Annotated in this window: 20 protein-coding genes and 3 riboswitches; of the genes, 14 read left to right on the top strand and 6 right to left on the bottom strand. The window is 41.4% G+C overall.

Annotated features, from left to right (window positions below):
• Window position 1: 1 nt before the first annotated feature.
• Both M1D84_RS12375 and M1D84_RS12370 read left to right on the top strand, forming a co-directional pair.
• On the top strand, window positions 2–493 hold the full coding sequence (locus M1D84_RS12375) for a methylated-DNA--[protein]-cysteine S-methyltransferase (protein ID WP_332284494.1): 492 nt from the start codon (window positions 2–4) through the stop codon (window positions 491–493).
• A gap of 89 nt (window positions 494–582) precedes the next feature.
• Complete coding sequence (locus M1D84_RS12370; protein ID WP_162860203.1) at window positions 583–720, top strand: hypothetical protein; 138 nt, start codon at window positions 583–585, stop codon at window positions 718–720.
• Between the two features lie 24 nt (window positions 721–744).
• Here M1D84_RS12370 and mtnA read toward each other — a convergent pair whose 3' ends face one another.
• Together mtnA and mtnK are read right to left on the bottom strand one after the other, a co-directional pair.
• Window positions 745–1806, bottom strand: coding sequence for an S-methyl-5-thioribose-1-phosphate isomerase (mtnA, locus tag M1D84_RS12365; protein ID WP_024426829.1), 1062 nt, complete (start codon window positions 1804–1806; stop codon window positions 745–747).
• 6 nt (window positions 1807–1812) lie between these two features.
• A complete protein-coding gene (gene mtnK / locus M1D84_RS12360; protein ID WP_332284493.1) occupies window positions 1813–3006 on the bottom strand; it encodes an S-methyl-5-thioribose kinase in 1194 nt (397 codons plus the stop codon).
• Between the two features lie 80 nt (window positions 3007–3086).
• A riboswitch (SAM riboswitch) is annotated at window positions 3087–3244 on the bottom strand.
• Between the two features lie 164 nt (window positions 3245–3408).
• Here mtnK and M1D84_RS12355 point away from each other — a divergent pair.
• The 6 genes from M1D84_RS12355 (at window position 3409) to M1D84_RS12330 (ending at window position 8456) form a co-directional block, all read left to right on the top strand.
• A complete protein-coding gene (locus tag M1D84_RS12355) occupies window positions 3409–4599 on the top strand; it encodes a pyridoxal phosphate-dependent aminotransferase (RefSeq protein ID WP_332284492.1) in 1191 nt (396 codons plus the stop codon).
• A 44-nt stretch (window positions 4600–4643) separates the two neighbouring features.
• Window positions 4644–4745: riboswitch (SAM riboswitch) on the top strand.
• Window positions 4746–4848: 103 nt separating this feature from the next.
• On the top strand, window positions 4849–6069 hold the full coding sequence (mtnW, locus tag M1D84_RS12350; RefSeq protein ID WP_024424673.1) for a 2,3-diketo-5-methylthiopentyl-1-phosphate enolase: 1221 nt from the start codon (window positions 4849–4851) through the stop codon (window positions 6067–6069).
• Window positions 6069–6764: a 2-hydroxy-3-keto-5-methylthiopentenyl-1-phosphate phosphatase gene (locus tag M1D84_RS12345; RefSeq protein ID WP_024424674.1), complete on the top strand. Its 696-nt coding sequence runs from the start codon at window positions 6069–6071 to the stop codon at window positions 6762–6764. The genes mtnW and M1D84_RS12345 overlap by 1 nt, the downstream gene beginning before the upstream one ends.
• Window positions 6728–7366, top strand: a complete 639-nt coding sequence (locus M1D84_RS12340) for a methylthioribulose 1-phosphate dehydratase (protein WP_024424675.1) — start codon at window positions 6728–6730, stop codon at window positions 7364–7366. The genes M1D84_RS12345 and M1D84_RS12340 overlap by 37 nt, the downstream gene beginning before the upstream one ends.
• Before the next feature lie 16 nt (window positions 7367–7382).
• Window positions 7383–7913 (top strand): 1,2-dihydroxy-3-keto-5-methylthiopentene dioxygenase, encoded by a 531-nt coding sequence (locus M1D84_RS12335; RefSeq protein ID WP_024426834.1) that lies wholly within the window; start codon window positions 7383–7385, stop codon window positions 7911–7913.
• A gap of 300 nt (window positions 7914–8213) precedes the next feature.
• Window positions 8214–8456, top strand: a complete 243-nt coding sequence (locus M1D84_RS12330; RefSeq protein WP_024424676.1) for an aspartyl-phosphate phosphatase Spo0E family protein — start codon at window positions 8214–8216, stop codon at window positions 8454–8456.
• A 46-nt stretch (window positions 8457–8502) separates the two neighbouring features.
• On the opposite strand, the gene M1D84_RS12325 is transcribed toward M1D84_RS12330, so the two are convergent.
• Window positions 8503–10008 carry an ATP-binding protein gene (locus M1D84_RS12325; RefSeq protein ID WP_024424677.1) on the bottom strand — a complete coding sequence of 502 codons (1506 nt, stop codon included), beginning with the start codon at window positions 10006–10008 and terminating at the stop codon, window positions 8503–8505.
• Window positions 10009–10212: 204 nt separating this feature from the next.
• Here M1D84_RS12325 and M1D84_RS12320 point away from each other — a divergent pair, with 204 nt between their 5' ends.
• Window positions 10213–10668: a MarR family winged helix-turn-helix transcriptional regulator gene (locus M1D84_RS12320; RefSeq protein ID WP_024424678.1), complete on the top strand. Its 456-nt coding sequence runs from the start codon at window positions 10213–10215 to the stop codon at window positions 10666–10668.
• 192 nt (window positions 10669–10860) lie between these two features.
• Here the strand turns inward: M1D84_RS12320 and motB are convergent, their stop codons facing one another.
• The 3 genes from motB to M1D84_RS12305 all read right to left on the bottom strand — a co-directional run bounded on the left by motB (window position 10861) and on the right by M1D84_RS12305 (window position 14899).
• Window positions 10861–11631 carry a flagellar motor protein MotB gene (motB, locus tag M1D84_RS12315; protein ID WP_024424679.1) on the bottom strand — a complete coding sequence of 257 codons (771 nt, stop codon included), beginning with the start codon at window positions 11629–11631 and terminating at the stop codon, window positions 10861–10863.
• Window positions 11624–12418 (bottom strand): flagellar motor stator protein MotA, encoded by a 795-nt coding sequence (gene motA / locus M1D84_RS12310; RefSeq protein ID WP_024424680.1) that lies wholly within the window; start codon window positions 12416–12418, stop codon window positions 11624–11626. Before motA ends, motB begins: the two co-directional genes overlap by 8 nt.
• Before the next feature lie 378 nt (window positions 12419–12796).
• Window positions 12797–14899 carry an AAA family ATPase gene (locus M1D84_RS12305; protein ID WP_458106257.1) on the bottom strand — a complete coding sequence of 701 codons (2103 nt, stop codon included), beginning with the start codon at window positions 14897–14899 and terminating at the stop codon, window positions 12797–12799.
• Window positions 14900–15143: 244 nt separating this feature from the next.
• On the opposite strand from M1D84_RS12305, the gene M1D84_RS12300 reads away from it, so the two are divergent.
• The 5 genes from M1D84_RS12300 to queF all read left to right on the top strand — a co-directional run bounded on the left by M1D84_RS12300 (window position 15144) and on the right by queF (window position 18796).
• Entirely contained in the window at window positions 15144–16187 is a 1044-nt protein-coding gene (locus tag M1D84_RS12300) for a YkvI family membrane protein (protein ID WP_285708063.1), read from the top strand.
• A gap of 71 nt (window positions 16188–16258) precedes the next feature.
• Window positions 16259–16303, top strand: a riboswitch (PreQ1 riboswitch).
• A gap of 158 nt (window positions 16304–16461) precedes the next feature.
• Entirely contained in the window at window positions 16462–17118 is a 657-nt protein-coding gene (gene queC, locus M1D84_RS12295) for a 7-cyano-7-deazaguanine synthase QueC (RefSeq protein WP_056766865.1), read from the top strand.
• Window positions 17119–17559, top strand: a complete 441-nt coding sequence (gene queD, locus M1D84_RS12290; RefSeq protein ID WP_024424684.1) for a 6-carboxytetrahydropterin synthase QueD — start codon at window positions 17119–17121, stop codon at window positions 17557–17559.
• Window positions 17552–18283 (top strand): 7-carboxy-7-deazaguanine synthase QueE, encoded by a 732-nt coding sequence (queE, locus tag M1D84_RS12285; protein WP_034623358.1) that lies wholly within the window; start codon window positions 17552–17554, stop codon window positions 18281–18283. The genes queD and queE overlap by 8 nt, the downstream gene beginning before the upstream one ends.
• Before the next feature lie 15 nt (window positions 18284–18298).
• On the top strand, window positions 18299–18796 hold the full coding sequence (queF, locus tag M1D84_RS12280; protein ID WP_024426839.1) for a preQ(1) synthase: 498 nt from the start codon (window positions 18299–18301) through the stop codon (window positions 18794–18796).
• Window positions 18797–19092: the final 296 nt, after the last annotated feature.

The following is a 19092-nucleotide window of genomic DNA, read 5'->3' as shown; positions in this document are numbered from 1 at the left end:
CGTGTATTATACCGTCTATCACGCACCTATCGGGGAATTATACATACTAGAAAAGGATGGTGCCATCATCGAGGTGATGTTTGATGATGAACCGTTTTTAGCAAAAAAGCAGGCAACGAATCTAAAGCAAGCAGATACGCCTGTCTTACAAGAAGCGAAAAAGCAGCTAGATGAATATTTCAAGGGTGAGCGTCAAGTATTCGATCTCCCGCTTAAGCAAGCAGGTTCCCCGTTCCAAGAGCAGGTGTGGGGAGCATTGTCGGCCATACCATATGGTGAATCAAAAAGCTATGCAGACATTGCAGAAGCGATTGGCAATCCAAAGGCTGTAAGAGCCATCGGACAAGCTAACAGACGAAATGCATTACCTATTTTTATTCCATGTCACAGGGTGATTGGAAAAGACCGGTCTCTGACGGGCTATGCAGGATCGAAGACAGACATGAAAGCGGTCCTCCTTGAATTAGAAGGCATCCCATTTGTTCAAAAATAAATCGATTGACCTGTTCCAAATGTTTGTCAAGCGACATATCCTTTTATTAAGCTAAAAAAGTTGGTTGAGGGAAAAAGGAGGGCGCTGGCATGTTTTGGGGCAAAAAAGGTAAAATGTATGCCGTTACGTCACTATGTGTCAAAATGAACGTTTTGACAGAAGAACAAAAAAAAGAAATCTTAACAAAAACGAATCAAGAAACAAAAAAGCGCGGTGCTCTTAAATGACAAGAACACGGCGCTTTTTTGCGATCATTGGGAGATGCTTTCGGCGAAAAGAGCATCAATCTCTTCTGCATAGTTCGATGTGATAATTCCCTTTTCTGTAATGATGCCTGAAATAAGATGATGAGGAGTGACATCAAAGGCGGGATTGAATACCTGAACATCAGGCGGTGCAATGGGGACGCCGTTTAATTCCTTTACTTCCAGCGGGTCGCGCTCTTCAATTGGAATATCTGACCCGTCGCGGGTGGATACATCAAAGGTTGAAAGCGGTGCTGCTACAAAAAACGGAATGTTAAAATGCTTGGCTAGAACGGCAAGACCTAACGTTCCAATCTTATTTGCTGTATCTCCATTACGGGCGATACGGTCAGCTCCAACAATGACAGCAGAAATTTGCTTTTCCTTCATCGTATGGGCTGCCATGTTATCTGTAATGAGCGTCACATCCACGCCGCCTTGCATAAGCTCCCATGTTGTCAGACGAGCACCTTGAAGAACAGGGCGTGTTTCGCATGCATAAATGTGAAGATCAAGATTTTTCTTTTTGGCTAAATAAAAGGGAGCAAGGGCTGTTCCGTACCGGCTCGTTGCGATGGAGCCTGCATTACAAATGGTCATGATACGGTCACCTGATTTAAAGAGCTGAAGAGCATTTTGACCGATTTGTCTGCATGTTTCTTCATCTTCAATTTGAATTTGAATGGCTTCATGGACAAGGTCTGTTTTGGCTGCATTCACTGATGCTGCACGCTGAATGCGCTGCAGCAGCCGGTCTAATGCCCAAGCGAGGTTCACAGCGGTTGGACGAGCACTGTTTAAATATTCTTTGATTCGAATGACTTCTTGTTTAAACACATCCATTTCTTCTGTCTCAATGGCTTGCGCACTAAGCGCCAGCCCAAAAGCTGCTGTAATGCCAATCGCAGGCGCTCCGCGTACTTTTAATGACACAATCGCATCATACACATCTTCTTTCGTATATAAATGCTCAAATACGGTTTCGGCCGGTAATTTTTGCTGATTTAAAATGTGAATACGGTTTTCTTCCCATTCGACAGAACGGGGGACTTCAAATTCTTTTGACAAAACCCGTCACTCCTTTACAGATGGCTGGAATAATGCGACGAGATCAGACGCTGTTTCCACTGTATGATATTGTTTGATAAATGTTTTTCCAAGTGTCAGTGCTGCTTTTTTCTGCTGAATCCGTCTAGTTGGTGATGGAATCGCATCAAGATCAGCGGCATGAGCAAGACCGATTGTTCGGCGGACAAGCTCACAGCCGGCAAAGCCTGTCGCTTCTTTTAAAATCCGGTCAAAGGTTGTTTCTAAAAAGCTGTCCGATACACTAAACGCTTCAATGCTGTCCTCTTTCCAAGCTTTTGTGAACACTTCTTTGAAGGTTGCCCATACATTGACGACATGGTCAAAAAGGTGCTGCTGCTCGTGTTCATTCTCGCGAGATAAAGCATTCAGGAACAGATTGGCGATAAAGTGGCCGATATCGAATCCAAAGGGGCCGTAAAACGCGAATTCTGGATCAATGATTTTCGTTTCAGTCTCATTTGCAAAAATACTGCCTGTATGAAGATCTCCATGAACCAATGTTTCAGCTGATGTCAGGAAGATACGCTTCAATTCCGCTGCTTTGGCTTGCAGCTCAAGATCTGCCCAAAGCGCTTCTGCTGATTCTCTTAATTCTTCTTCGAAGTCATTTGTTTCACTATCAAAGAAAGGGTCTGTGAAGACGAGTTTTTCTGTAATATCACACAGGTCAGGGTTCGTAAATTGCTTCACAAATTGTTTTTTGATTTTAGGATTTGTAGCAAAGTCAGATGTGTAAAAAAGTGTTTTTCCTAAAAATTCTCCAACATGATCAGATAAATGCGGATATTGTTTTCTGGCAATTAGCCCTTTTCTGACGATTTCTAAGTGAGATAGATCCTCCATGGCTGTCACTGCAAGAGCTGTATCTGAATAATAGACTGCTGGTACGAGGTGCGGCGCATATTCTGACTGCTTGATCAGGGCGGCACTTTCAATTCTTGCCCGGTCTAATGTAAGCGGCCAGCTCTCCCCAACCACCTTTGCATAAGGCAGCGCCTGCTTGATGATCAATCCTTTTTCTTGTTTGTGATCATAAATATGAAAGACGTAATTTAAATTCCCGTCACCAATTTCAGTACATGTCAAATGACTGCTTTCTTGGATCAAACCAAGTCTAATTGCGAGTGCAACTGCCGAGCTTTCTGTTAGTTCTTCATATGATGCCGTAAGTGTAACCAATTGCTTCCCCTCCAAATCATATAAAAAAGCCTCTTTCTCCTGAGAGAAAGAGGCTTGATGGTGTGTATGCTCAAAGCCTCTCTTATCTCTCAGCACATACGTCTGATGGAATTAGCACCGTGCCCTATAAGACAATTGTCTTGGCGCGTTACTTGCTGCGCCCCACTTCACAGTGGTATTAACGGTCGGTTGCTGTTGGGGTCAAAAGGCCAAATCCCTCGCCCAACTCTCGATAAGAGAAATCAATATGTAATTGTTTCGTGTCTGTTTGCATTTCTTAATTCAAGATATTATCAGAGCGTTGCTTTACATGTCAATCTTTTTTCAAAATTGCTTTACAATTCATAAAACAATCCATTACAGTGATTGTATTGTCACGTAACTTGAATAGAAGGTGAAGAAATGGAATTCCAGCAATCAGATGTGTTGAAACAATTACCGAAACAATTTTTTGCGTCCCTTGTCCAAAAGGTGCAGAAAAAAGTGCAGGAAGGGGCAGATATCATTAATTTGGGGCAGGGAAATCCTGATCAGCCAACTCCTCCGCACATTGTAAAAGCCATGCAGAAAGCGGTAGCAAAACCTGAAAATCATCAATACTCCTCATTCCGTGGAACAGCGAAATTAAAAAAGGCTGCTGCCGCTTTTTATGAAAGAGAATATGGCGTCACACTTGATCCAAAGACGGAAATTGCGATTTTATTTGGCGGGAAAGCAGGGCTTGTTGAGCTGCCGCAATGCCTGCTGAATCCGGGTGATACGCTTCTTGTCCCTGATCCTGGCTATCCTGATTATTGGTCAGGCGCTGTGCTTGCTGGAGCGCATATGGTAACCATGCCACTTCTTGAAAAAAATGATTTTTTACCTGACTACGATTTGCTGCCTGAAGATGATAAGAAAAAGGCAAAATTAATGTATTTAAATTACCCCAACAATCCGACGGGGGCTACGGCAAGCCGTTCATTTTTTGAAGAAACCGTTACGTTTGCGAAAGATCACAAGCTATGTGTTGTCCATGATTTTGCATATGGCGGCATTGGATTTGATGGAGAAAAGCCGCTCAGCTTTCTGCAAATAGAGGGAGCGAAAGAGACGGGAATAGAAATTTACACATTGTCTAAAACGTACAATATGGCAGGGTGGAGAGTAGGATTTGCAGCTGGAAATTCATCTGTTATTGAAGCCATTGAGCTTTATCAGGATCATCTGTTTGTCTCCCTGTTTAAAGCCACTCAAGATGCAGCAGCGGAAGCCCTATTAAGCGATCAAACGTGCGTACAGGTGCAAAATGATCGATATGAGAAAAGGCGGAATGTGTGGATTGCTGCCTGCAAAGAAATTGGCTGGGAAGTCAGTGCACCAAAGGGATCATTTTTTGCTTGGTTAAAGGTGCCGGAAGGATATACATCTGAAGCCTTTTCTGACTTATTATTAGAGAAGGCACATGTTGTTGTTGCGCCAGGTAATGGCTTTGGTACTCACGGTGAAGGGTACGTGAGAGCAGGGCTTCTAACAAGTGAGGAGCGGTTACAAGAAGCTGCTCAGCGCATCGCTGCCTTGAATCTGTTTGAAAAAAAGCCATTGACAACATAAAAAAATGGTGCGATAATTCAGGCAATATTTAAGAAAATTGAATATTCTTATCAAGAGTAGGCAGAGGGACTAGCCCAATGAAGCCCGGCAACCGACTTCCATGAAGCACGGTGCTAATTCTTGCAGCAAGCGCTGAGAGATAAGATTCGGACGAATGACACGAAACAACCTCTTTAAGGCGCTCAAGAAGCACTTGAAGAGGTTTTTTTTATTGAACATATGCATGACGCAATCGAAAGGGGATTCCTAGTGAGTGAATTACTGGCAACATACGTATTAACACATCGAGAGGATGAACAAATAAATCGAAAAGCGGAGCAGATCGCGCTTGGTTTAACAGTTGGATCATGGACGGATTTGCCGCAGCTCAAAAAGGAGCAGCTTCAAAAGCATAAAGGCCGAGTTGAAAAAGTATTAGAAAAGGCTGCTCCAGCCGAAAATGGTCTTTATCAATCAGAGGTGACGATTGCTTATCCTGAGGCAAACTTTTCAGCTGATTTACCAGCTGTTTTCACGACGATTTTTGGAAAGCTTTCACTAGACGGAAAAGTGAAGCTAGTCGATATCCAATTTTCTGAAGAATTTAAAAAAAGCCTGCCAGGACCTGTATTTGGAATTGATGGCATTCGAAAAAAGGTAAATGTGTTTGATCGTCCATTATTGATGAGTATTTTTAAAGGCGTTATCGGCCGTGATATGCAGGATTTAAAAGAGCAGCTCCGTTTACAGGCATTAGGCGGGGTTGACTTCATCAAAGACGATGAAATTTTATTTGAAAGTCCATTAGCTCCTTTTGAAGAGCGAATCAAAGAAGGAAAAGCGATTTTAAAAGAAACCTATGAAGAGACAGGACACCGCACGCTGTATGCTGTCAATTTAACGGGCAGAACCTTTGACCTGAAGGATCGGGCGAGAAAGGCCGCTGAACTTGGGGCAGATGCGCTCTTATTCAATGTCTTTGCTTACGGCCTGGATGTTATGCAAAGCCTAGCTGAGGACCCAGACATTCCACTGCCGATTATGGCGCATCCCGCTGTGAGTGGTGCTTTGACATCCTCTCCTGAATATGGATTCTCGCATTCTCTTCTTTTAGGCAAATTAAATCGATATGCTGGCGCTGATTTGAGCCTTTTCCCCTCACCTTATGGGTCGGTTGCACTTCCGAAAAAAGATGCCCTTGGAATATATGAAGCTTGCGTGAAAGAGGATACGGTTCAAAAAACATTCCCTGTCCCGTCAGCAGGCATTCATCCAGGAATGGTTCCAGTATTGATCAAAGATTTTGGAATTGATCATGTGATAAATGCAGGTGGAGGCATTCACGGACATCCGCGGGGAGCCATCGGCGGAGGGCAGGCATTTCGTTCGATCATTGATGCCGTGATATATGAAGAGTCCATCCAAGATAAGGCGGCTTCCTGCCAAGACTTAAAAGCGGCACTTGATCTTTGGGGAAGGGTAGCAGAATAATGAAAAAACCAATTGTATGTTGTGATTTTGATGGAACAATTACAAAAAATGATAATATCATCCGCATCATGAAACAGTTTGCACCAAGTGAATGGACGAAGCTGAAGGATGGTGTCCTGTCAAAGGAAATCACCATTCAAGAAGGCGTCGGGCAAATGTTTCAATTGCTGACAAGTGATCAGAAGGATGCCATTCAATCATTTATTTTAGAGGATACAGAGATTCGAGAAGGATTTAAGCAATTTGTGTATGAGGTAAAAAAAGCAGATATTCCTTTCTATGTACTTAGCGGGGGGATGGACTTTTTTGTCTACCCTATCCTCGAAGGAATTGTCGATCGAGACGATATTTATTGCAACCATGCATCATTTGGGGAAGACCATATTCAGATTGAATGGCCGCATGCCTGCGATACGCAATGTCAAAATGGCTGTGGATGCTGCAAGCCCTCAATCATTCGAAAGCTGACTCGTGAGGATGACTTCATCATCATGATCGGAGATTCAGTGACTGATGTGGAGGCGGCGAAGCATGCGGATCTTACGTTTGCACGAGACTACTTGCTCAATGAATGTCAAGAGCTCGGGCTCGTACATAAGGAGTATGAAACATTTATTGATCTACACGCGCAATTTGTTCAAATAAAGGAAGTGAAGGAATGGCAGACGCAAAGAGCAAACGCTGGCAGGAGCTAGCAGACGTTAAACGGGAACTGGCCCAAAGAGATTGGTTTTTCGGAACAAGCGGTAATTTATCGATCAAGGTGTCGGATGATCCAATCACGTTTTTGGTGACGGCAAGCGGCAAAGATAAACGAAAAGAAACAAACGAAGATTTTGTGCTAGTAAATGCAGCAGGCCAGCCCCATCATCCGAACGAGCCGCTTAGACCATCAGCTGAAACACTGCTTCACACGTACGTGTATGAACGGACGAAAGCAGGCTGCTGCCTCCATGTCCATACAATCGATAATAATGTGATGTCAGAGCTGTATGGGGATAAGGGAGAGATTCGTTTTAAAGGCAACGAAATCATCAAAGCGCTTGGTTATTGGGAAGAGGATGCAGAAGTGTCGATTCCGATTATTGAAAATCCAGCTCATATTCCGCAGCTTGCAGAGCAATTTGCCAAACATCTGACACTAGAGGCGTCATCTGGTGCTGTACTCATTCGCAATCATGGCATCACGGTCTGGGGAAAAACAGCCTTTGAAGCAAAACGAGTATTAGAAGCATATGAATTTTTATTTAGCTATCACTTAAAATTAGCGCTTTATCAACAGCAGCTTGTAAGATAAAAAGGAGGAAAAGCACATGGCGACGATTTTGATTCATAACGAAGAGAACACATTACTTGAGAACGAACAAGAGGTAGCATCATATTTAGAAAACCAAGGGGTCATTTATGAGCACTGGGATATTGAAAAGCTGCCAAACCGTTTATCAGAAAAGTATGATTTAACCGATGAGGAAAAGGAAGAGATTTTGACTGTTTTCCAAAAGGAAATCCAAAGTATTTCTGAAAAAAGAGGGTACAAAGCGCAGGATGTCATTTCATTGTCTGATGCCACTCCAAATCTTGATGAGCTGCTCCAAAACTTTAAACGTGAGCATCACCATACAGATGATGAAGTACGCTTTATTGTGAGCGGGCACGGAATCTTTGCTATTCAAGGCAAGGATGGCGTCTTTTTTGATGTGAGATTGAATCCAGGTGATTTAATTTCTGTGCCGCCAAACATTCGTCATTACTTTACACTTCAAGAGGACCGCAAAGTGGTCGCAGTTCGCATATTTGTCACAACTGAGGGCTGGGTGCCGATTTACGAGGAAGAAACGGTTTAATGATAGAGCTGATCATTCCGCATGAGGCGGAAGATCAGCTTTTTTTTAGGAAATTAGACATAAAATGAGAAAGAAAATAGTTGATTTTGATCTTCTGTATAGGATAAAATTCTGTTTAATCAATGTGTCAGTCCTGTCCAAATTTGAAGTTTACCCCCAAATTTGATTGGGTAAAAGGTCTTTAGGCTGTAAAAAATTAAATAAAATAAGCATATTTAATTTAATTTACAAATAAAGTATAATTTTGGTGTCGGATCATTTTGAGCATAGACAGTCGAATTCATTGCGGGAGCTGAGATCATGAATATTTATGTAAGGAAAGAACAATTGCTGATGTCCATTGATGAGAAGAGAAAACAAATGGTAGAAGCTGCTCAAGTGGAAGGGTACACTGGTGAGAAGACAATTAAATATAGTCAAGAACTGGACAACCTGATGAATGAGTATCAGCATCTTCTTTTTCATGAGAAACAATCTGCCCCCTCCTTTCATGATCTTGTGTCTCAAATGAGTCTTTTATCTGTGAACCGCCCCTCTTATTGACATGAAAAACCGGTCTTGCATAAGCAAAACCGGCTGACATCTTCAGTTATGCTGAGTGAGCAGAAGGAAGCATGATCATAACAGTCGTTCCTTTATTCACTTCGCTATGAATATCAATTGTTCCGCCATACATCGAAATGATTCGTTTACACACGACAAGCCCAAGACCTGTGCCTTTTTCCTTCGACGTAATAAAGGGGAGGAAGATGTGCTTTAACATCTCTTCTGGTATGCCTTCACCTGTATCCTCTACTTTAATGATGACATGTTCTTTTTCAGCTTCGATCACAATCTTCAAGTGACCGCCGTTTGGCATCGCTTCTAAAGAGTTCTTTGCTACATTTAAAACGACTTGTTTAATATGATCCTTTGTGCAATACACGCCCACATCTTGAATCGTATTGATTTGCAAATCCACTTCCACATTATAAAGGTTTGCCTCAGAGAAAACGATCGGCATGATCTCACTTACAATTTCTTTTACAGAGTTATTCTGCCATTTTTCTGCCGTTGGTTTTCCTAATACAAGAAATTCACTGACGATTTGGTTGATCCGTTTAATTTCTTCCTCGATGACAGAAAAATAGAGCTGATCTTCTTCTGAATGATACTTCTTTTGCAATAGCTGGATAAATCCGCTAATCCCTGTTAATGGGTTGCGAATTTCGTGTGCTGTACTTGCTGCGAGTGTTCCGATCAATTCAAGCTTTTGCGCTTCATTTTCATGACGCTCCTGCTGAGTTTGCCGCCTTAACACGATATATTGGACGAGTGTGAATAAAATATTTAATAAAATAAACGCACTGGATAAAGGGATGAGCATCACAGACAGCACTTCACTAGTTGAAGCACGCTGCGGAAAGACCTCCAGCTTCCAGCTGTTTTCATCTAAATATGTAGACACGGTGCTGCCGCCCTCGGGTACTGGCTGTGGACCGCTTGTAAATACAACATGTCCATTTTGATTCAGCATCTTAAAATGAAGATCAGGGTTCAATACATTCATAATATTTCTTAAATAATCAATTTGAATGGCGGCAATCAGTACATTGGTGACCTCTTCGTTTTCATCGAGAACAGGCACACAAATGGAGAGAATCCGCTGTTTTGTAATTCGGCTCACATAGTTGTCTGTGATCACGGTCTGCTTGGTCACTTGAATGCGTTTAAAGTAATCTCTGAATGATAGGTTGATTTTTTCCTTTAACGGGGTGGTGCTTGCTGTTACATTTCCTTTTTTGTCTAGGAGATACAGACCTGAAAAACGAGGTTCTTGTTTATAGATTTTCTCTAGGATGTTTTGTACTTTTTTCGTCTCAAGCGGCTGGTCAAATCCCATGGCAAGGGAAGTTAATCTCGCTTCTGTCTCACTTATTAAATAATTCATTTGGTTTTTGTGAATATTTAACATAAGTGTAGCGGTTTGTTTGTTCTTTAAATCGATTTTTTCAGTTTCTTTTTCGTAGATAAAATAACTAATGATTAGGGTTGGAAGCATGACCAAAATAAGGTAAAGCCTGATCTTCTTCCAAAACCCTTTCAGTATACTCATCATTCATCGCTCCAACGTATTACCTAATAGACTTATTATAGCATTGAACCTATCTTTATTACGATGACTTGTGTGATTTTTAAAAAATTAGGTGATTCGTTCTGGTCTCATTTTCATGCTAAAGATGGATCAAAATGTTGACATTTTACTTATTGTTTATTAATGTCACATTAGTAGGTTGCATTTCATAAAGGATGATAAAAAATGGAAAATCATAATGTTGAAAAATCATTGAAACTATTTATTGTATTATCACGTGCCTATCGCTCAATTAATCATCACATGAACAAACATATTGTGAAGCACGGGCTGAATCCAACTGAATTTGCTGTGCTAGAATTGCTATATCATAAAGGTGATCAGCCGCTTCAGCAAATCGGTGATAAGATTTTACTTGCAAGCGGCAGCATCACGTATGTGGTCGATAAATTGGAGAAGAAAGAACTTCTCAGTCGCAAGGCTTGTGCAGAAGACCGCAGAGTGACATTTGCGCATATTACCAAGCAGGGACGAGCTTTGCTTGATGACATCTTCCCAGATCATGCGAAAGAAATTCATGAGATGATCAGTGTCCTGAGCGAAGAAGAGAAAGATGTCTGCATTGATATGCTCAAACATGTAGGGCTGCGTGCAAAGCATTTATATGATCATCAAGACTAAATAAAAAGGAAGCCGCTGGCTTCCTTTTCAGCGTGCAGGCAATCCCTCGCATTCGGCGTTAGTCCTGCGTTCCGGTACTCGTTCCTAGACTGCAAAGGTATTCTATCACGCTGAAAAGAAGACAAAGGGCTAAAATAGAGATCATTTTAGCCCTTTGTCAACAATCTGTAAAGAAGCCCCTGGCTTCTTTTTTTATTTCGCTTTTTTCTCAATCGGTAAAATGAGTACTTCTACACGCCGGTTTTTACTTCTGCCTTCTGCTGTATCGTTTGAGGCAATCGGTTTGAATTCTCCGTATCCTTTTGTACTAAAGTTCTCTTGGTTTAGATTGCTGTTTTCAAGAAGAATATTTAAAAAGTTCACAGCGCGAATGGCGCTTAAATACCAGTTTGATTCAAATTCTGAATTTCTGATCGGTACATTATCTGTATGTCCGCTAATGACAATGTCACGTGCGGGATTAATGACGAGCAGTTTTGAGATTTCTTTTGCTAACGGGACATCTTGAGGGCGAATAACTGCCCGCCCAGAATCAAAGAAGATACTGTCTTCAATCGTAATGAGAAGTCCTTCATCCGTAAGCTTTGTTTCGAGCTTGGCACCAAGTTTTTTATTTGCAATGAATGAATCGACCTGCTTTTTGACCTTTGTGAGAACCGCTTGGTCCCTAGCCTTTGCTTTGGCTTCTTCATCTTTCTCTTCCTCGGCTGCTTTCTTGACCTGGTTGCTGTTTTCAGTTTCTTCCGTGCTTTGCATGCTGGATTGATCCATAACACCGGTACCGCCAGTAAAAACTACATTAAAAGACTTAGCCATCTGTTCATATTTTGCCGCATCAATTGAACTAGATGCAAAAAGCACAATGAAGAGGGCGAGAAGAAGCGTCAGAAGATCGGCATAAGGGATAAGCCAAGATTCATCTACATGGTCTTCATGATCATGGTTTTTACGTTTCCTAGCCATTTTGATTTTCTCCTTCTTCAATGACAAGATTTGCACGCTCTTTTGCTGGTAAGTACATAAGAAGTTTTTGTTCAATGACTTTTGGAGACTGACCTTCAAGAACAGACAGAATACCTTCGATCATAATTAGACGAAGCTTTACTTCTTCCTTTGATTTACGCTTCAGCTTGTTGGCAAATGGATGCCATAATACATACCCAGTAAAAATCCCAAGCAGTGTGGCGACGAAGGCAGCACTGATTGCATGTCCAAGTGCCTCAATATCTCCCATGTTGGCAAGTGCGGCAATAAGTCCGACAACGGCGCCAAGTACCCCTAGCGTCGGAGCGTATGTACCAGCTTGTGTAAAGATTAATGCACCTGACTGGTGTCGTTCAGACATGGCGTCAACTTCTTCTGTTAAGACGTCTCGAATAAATTCAGCACTTTGGCCGTCAACTGCCATGCTTAACCCGTTCTTTAGAAAATCATCATCGACTTCCTCAAGACTTGCTTCTAATGCCAAAAGACCTTCACGACGCGCAATTTGTGCCCAGTTTGAAAATAGAGGGATCATTTCTTGAATCGTTGGAAGCTGGCTGTCTTTGAAAATTTTTCCGAACAATTTTGGTGTTTTCTTAATTTCACTAGAAGGGAATGCGATGACAACAGCTGCAACCGTTCCAACAATAATGATTAATATAGCCGCCGGGTTGAGAAGAGCAGTTAGACTCACACCTTTCAAAACCATACCGACACCTAGTGCAATAAATGCTAAAATAATACCAATTAACGATGTTTTGTCCATTATCTCACCAAATCCTTTAACTATCTTTTTCTATAGTTAATATCGGTGTGTTCTAGAATGGTTTTAGTCAGAATATAAAATTAAGACAGTTTCTGTGAAGAATTTTTGACGAAAGCGCTTTCTAAATATGTAAAAGAAGAAACTCCCTCTCATATAAAGGGAGTCTCCATTTAATCGTTTTGAGCTGGTTCATCTAAATGAAGCAGTTCTTTTAATTTTTCTTCATATATGATTTTGACAAGATCGTAGCTCCAATTCATCATGTGATCCACCTCTTTTTCTTTTATCGTAAAGGAAAAGAGGCGGGGGAGCGTCGGCGTTCAGATGGAACTTAGACGCCGCAACATGATGGAGGTGCATATCATCCTGAAGATGTAGTTATCCTTTTTTTACGACGATTTCGTCATGTTCAACATCCACAGTAAATCCAGAAAGCTGCTCCTCTTCAAGCAGGATCTCCGTCATTTGGTCTTCAACGTGCTCTTGGATGGTTCTTCGAAGTGGACGAGCACCAAATGCAGGATGATATCCAAGCTCTGCGATCTTTTCTTTTGCTTCATTTGTGACATGAACTGTTAAATTCTGCTCTTTTAATTGCTCTGACAGCTCATTGAGCAGAAGATCAACAATCTTCACTAAGTCCTCTCTGTCTAGTGAATCAAATTGAATGATGCTGTCAAAACGGTTCAAAAATTCTGGTTTGAAGTAGCTGCTCAGTGAATCAATGAGTGATTGTTTCTCAAACGCTTCTTCCTGATCAGATTGGAAGCCCACTTTGACTGTTTTATCTGCGGTGCCTGCGTTACTTGTCATGATAATGACTGTATCTTTAAAGCTGACCGTTCTGCCTTGGCTGTCTGTTAAGCGGCCGTCTTCCATGATTTGCAGGAACATGTGCTGTACATCTGGGTGTGCTTTTTCGATTTCATCCAGCAAAATGATGCTGTATGGTTTTCTGCGCACTTTTTCAGTCAGCTGGCCAGCTTCATCATGTCCAACGTAACCAGGAGGAGAACCGATGAGTTTGGACACAGAGTGTTTTTCCATGTACTCACTCATATCTAAACGAATGATCGCATCTCTTGAACCGAATAATTCTTCAGCTAACGTTTTAGACAATTCGGTTTTCCCGACACCTGTTGGTCCAACGAAAAGGAAGGAGCCTGTTGGTCTATGTTTCGATTTTAATCCAGCTCTGCTTCTTTTCACGGCTTTGGCCACTTTATCAACCGCATGCTCCTGCCCAATCACTCGTGCTTTTAGACGGACGTCAATTTCTTTCATTTTGGTTTGTTCGTCTGCTTGGAGTTTCCCGACAGGAATGCCTGTTTTTTGTTCCACAATGGCCTGAATGTCCTCTGCTGTAACGATATGCTCTTTTTCAGTTGTTTTGTTTTGAAGTCTTGCTTCAATGGCTTCTTCTTCATCGCGAAGCTTCGCTGCTTTTTCATATTGTTCTTCTTTTAGCGCAGCTTGTTTTTCCGCGGCAATTTCCGCTAATCGATTTGTCAGCTCATCTTCACTTGCTGCATCAATGGAGAGGTTCGCTTTTGAACCAGCTTCATCCATTAAATCAATGGCTTTATCCGGTAAATGACGGTCTTGAATATACCGCGAAGATAATTGAACACACGCTTTGATTGCTTCATCTGAATAGGTGACACCATGATAGGCCTCGTATTTATCTTGAATGCCTTTTAAGATGTCGATCGCTTCATCTTGTGTTGGCTCATCTACGATGACGGGCTGGAAGCGCCGTTCGAGTGCAGCATCTTTTTCAATTTGGCGATATTCTTTTAATGTCGTCGCACCTACTAGCTGCAGTTCACCTCTTGCAAGGGCTGGTTTTAAAATGTTTCCAGCATCCATTGATCCTTCTGCAGATCCTGCGCCCACAAGAAGATGGATTTCATCTACAAATAAGATGATATTTTTACGGCTTTGCAGTTCTTTGATTAACTGCTTCATTCTTTCCTCAAATTGACCGCGTACACCTGTGTTTGCGACAAGTGAAGAAACATCTAATAAATAGATTTGTTTGTTCTTTAATTTATTTGGCACATCGCCGCTCTCAATTTTGAGCGCGAGTCCTTCTGCGATCGCTGTTTTCCCAACACCTGGTTCACCAATAAGAACAGGGTTATTTTTATTTCTTCTATTTAAAATCTCAATGACTCTTGCGACTTCTTCATCACGGCCAATGACTGGATCAATTAAACCAGCATTTGCTCCATCTGTTAAGTTACGGCCAAGCTCATCGAGTAAGCCTTTTTGCTTTGGCTGCTCCATGTTTGGGGCATGACCTGCTGCCTGAGAGAAGAATGAACTTCCTCCAAAGAGCTGCGGTCCCATTTTCATTTTTGACTGCTCCATCAAAGAGGTATAGCAGTCTTCACATAAAACCATTTGGCTCCGGGACGAATTTACTTGCATATTCAGGCGAATAGTTGCTTCATTTACTTGACAATGTTGACAACGCATTTGCCATGACCTCCTTAAAATAAAGTTTGACTTTATTTGACCAATGAATGTTAAAGAAAATGGTCTATTGTTTGACCATCTTTGACTATAGTATACTCTGACCTATTTTGACTTTCAACTGTTTTGCTCAAAGGGGAATAAAAATCCTTTTTTGCATTTAATCATGGTTTGTCCTTCTTTTCAAGGAACTTGTCTCATAGGATAAAAAAGGAACAATCGAAAGTGATGGGTGCGGAGGGGTCACATGAAACGTTCAAATGAATCCGCTTTTCAGCTTGCCTTTGTATATGTAGGAACAGTGGTTGGAGCTGGGTTTGCGACAGGAAAAGAAATCGTAGAATTTTTTGTTCGTTTTGGCTGGATTGGACTATTAGGAATCCTGATTAGCGGTGTTATTTTTACTGGTCTTGGTGCAAAAATGATGCTGATTTCGAAACGAATCGAAGCAGAATCTTATCAAGATATGAACCGATTTTTATTTGGCGCAGCTGCGAGTCGATATATTAATATTGTCATGTTTTTTATTTTACTTGGTGTCACCTCAGTGATGATTTCAGGCGCAGGGGCTATTTTTGAAGAACAACTTGGTATATCGAAGGAATATGGGATCTTTTTGACGATCATTCTGAGCGTCATTGTACTCTTTAAAGGTTCAAAAGGGCTATTTGGCGTCAACGTCCTTGTCGTTCCAATGCTGATTTTCTTTTCAATGATCGTGTTTCTTGATTCATTTGTGTTTAGCAGCAGTGAAAGTTATGTTCTTGCGCTGCAAATGGGTGAGGGCGAGTGGATATTATCAGCAGTGTCATATGGTGCCTTTAATTTAGCACTGTCACAGGCAGTGTTAGTACCCGTCGCAAATGAAATGACCTCTGAAGCAGTCATTAAAAAGGGAGCGGTGCTTGGGGGTGTCATGCTGACACTCATTTTGCTTGCTTGCTTCTTATCTCTTTCTTCATTAGATATGCTGGAGGCGTTTGATATTCCAATGGCCCAGGTGGTGTATCAAGTTGCAAACTCGATACATCTCATTTATTTATTTGTCATCTTCGGTGAAGTTTTTACATCCGTCATAGGCAATTTATACGGGCTGGAGAGACAAGTGAGGGCATATATCCGAATGAACAGCATCTTTACGATATCCCTTATTCTCATATGCTGCTATGTGATTAGTAAAATTGGTTACGGTACACTGATTTCAACGGTTTATCCGGTTTTTGGCTATGTCAGCATCTTTTTTATCTTCTTTCTTTGTCTAAAAAAAGTGCCTGCACCGCTAGATAAGTAAAGAAAGGATAGCCTGTATGAAAAATATGTGGTACACTATCCTCTGTGAAAATTGAACAAAAATCCGTGAAGACGGGAGAGGTTCTAGCAAAACCCTCTATAAAAAACTAAGGACTTGCCGTATCCTTGGATGTGGCATTTTTTATTTTTTATGGCTGGGACACCTCATACACATGTAAAGGTGTCTTTTCTTTTGAGAAAAATAAGGGTTTTCAGGAGCCTTTCAGATGCAGTGTTGTACGGTTGTACCATCTGCAAAAGGAGGAGAACAGAAAATGAAATATGAAAAAGCAGTCGTTGTCTTTAGCGGGGGACAGGACAGTACGACCTGTTTATTATGGGCACTTCAACAATTTGAAGAGGTAGAAACAGTGACCTTTCATTATAATCAGCGTCATCAAGAAGAAATTGATGTCGCCAAAAGAATCGCTGACAAATTAGGAGTGAAGAATCATCTATTAGATATGTCACTTTTAAATCAACTGGCACCTAATGCTTTAACAAGAGATGACATTGACATTGAGGAAAAAGAAGGAGAGCTTCCTTCCACATTTGTACCAGGAAGAAACTTAGTGTTCTTATCCTTCGCCTCTATATTAGCGTATCAAATTGGAGCAAGACATATTATCACAGGTGTTTGTGAGACAGACTTTAGCGGCTATCCAGATTGCCGTGACGAGTTTGTGAAATCTTGCAACGTCACAGTGAATTTAGCAATGGAAAAACCATTTGTGATTCATACACCACTGATGTGGCTGAATAAAGCAGAAACATGGAAGCTGGCAGACGAGCTTAATGCGCTGGATTTTGTGAAAAATGAAACGCTCACTTGCTATAACGGCATCATCTCTGATGGCTGCGGGGAATGTCCTGCGTGTAAGCTGCGGAAAAATGGCTATGACACTTATATGGAAATGAAGGAGGCAAAATAAATGCTTTCTCAGATCTATCCACAAACCGATCATCCATTTTCATTTGAACTAAATAAAGATATGCATGTATCTGCTGCCCATTTCATCCCGCGAGAAGATGCGGGCGCATGCAGCCGTGTTCATGGTCATACGTACACCATCAATATCACGATTGCGGGAGACGAGCTAGATGAATCGGGTTTCCTTGTCAATTTCAGTACATTGAAGAAGCTCATTCATGGGCAGTACGATCACACGCTGCTCAATGATCATGAGGAATTCTCATCAAACGATCGATACGCGATGCCAACCACTGAGGTGGTGGCAAAGACCGTACATGACAAAGTCGCAGCGTATTTATCGACTTTAGCGAACAAGCCGACATGTGTTCAGGTCTTTGTCAGAGAGACACCAACAAGCTATTGCATTTACCGTCCGAAACGAGTTGAGATCAATGGCTAAAGCGATTCCCGTATTAGAAATCTTTGGTCCAACCATTCAAGGAGAGGGAATGGTCATTGGACAAAAAACCATGTTTGTCAGAACGGCTGGCTGTGACTACTCGTGCAGCTGGTGTGATTCCTCTTTTACATGGGATGGCTCAGCGAAGCATGACATTCAGTGGCTTGAGGCAGAAGACATTGTCAAAGAATTAAAAAGAATAGGCGGACAGGCTTTTTCTCATGTCACCATTTCAGGGGGAAACCCGGCGCTTTTAAAACAAATGGAATCCCTTATTGATTTACTGCATGAAGAAGGAATTGATACAGCGCTTGAAACACAAGGGACGATGTATCAGGAATGGTTTTTGAAAATTGATGATTTAACCATTTCTCCTAAGCCGCCAAGCTCGAATATGAAAACAGATTTTACGAAACTAACACGTATTATAGATGAGCTGAAAAGCGGGAATAGATTGCAGCATGCTAGCTTGAAAGTCGTGATTTTTGACGATCGTGATCTTGCGTATGCGAAGGATGTTCATGCGAAATATCCTGAGCTTCCTTTTTATTTGCAGGTAGGAAATGATGACACAACGACAGGTGATGATGCGTACTTATTAACGCATTTATTAAAGAAATATGAAGCGCTTGTGAATCAAGTCGCGCAAGATCCAGACTTAAACCGCGTAAGAGTGCTGCCGCAGCTGCACACGTTATTGTGGGGAAATAAACGAGGCGTATAGAAAGGAAGAGATGACATGACGACAAGAAAACCAGAAGAATTAGAAGGTGTCACGCTACTAGGAAACCAAGGAACCAATTATTTGTTTGATTATGCACCACAAGTGCTTGAAACGTTTCCGAATAAACATACAAATAGAGATTACTTTGTGAAATTCAATTGCCCAGAATTTACATCACTTTGTCCGCAAACAGGTCAGCCAGATTTTGCGACAGTTTATATCAGCTATATCCCAAATGAAATCATGGTCGAAAGTAAATCACTAAAATTATATTTGTTCAGCTTCCGTAACCATGGTGACTTCCATGAGGACTGTATGAACATTATTATGAACGACCTGATTGAATTGATGGACCCAAGGTATATTGAAGTTTGGGGCAAATTTACGCCAAGAGGCGGTATTTCCATTGACCCGTATACGAACTACGGGAAACCTGGCACGAAATATGAGGAAATGGCAGAATACCGTATGATGAACCATGATATGTATCCGGAGACGATTGATAATCGGTAATTATTCCGCTGTATGAAATGAATTGGTGTCACATTAAAGTGGAAAAAGTCACACCTGAAAATACTCATGGGAATTGTATGAAAAAGTGTGACCTGAGGTGCAACCTGAACTGTGACTTTTATGCAGTGAAAAATTGATAGTACAGAAGCAGATGAAGGCGTACAATTTGTACGTCTTTTCTTTTTTATCCGAAAGAAAAAATGCCTATTTAGAGATCTTAGGCATTAAATATTATGATCATATCTTCATTTATTGTTTGGCTAAGTTACTGAACCTTCTCTTTAACATTGGAAACA

It is taken from the genome of Bacillus sp. PK5-006 (assembly GCF_054161415.1).
The sequence above is the reverse complement of the archived record's forward strand: the minus strand, read 5'-3'. Positions and strand labels throughout refer to the sequence as shown.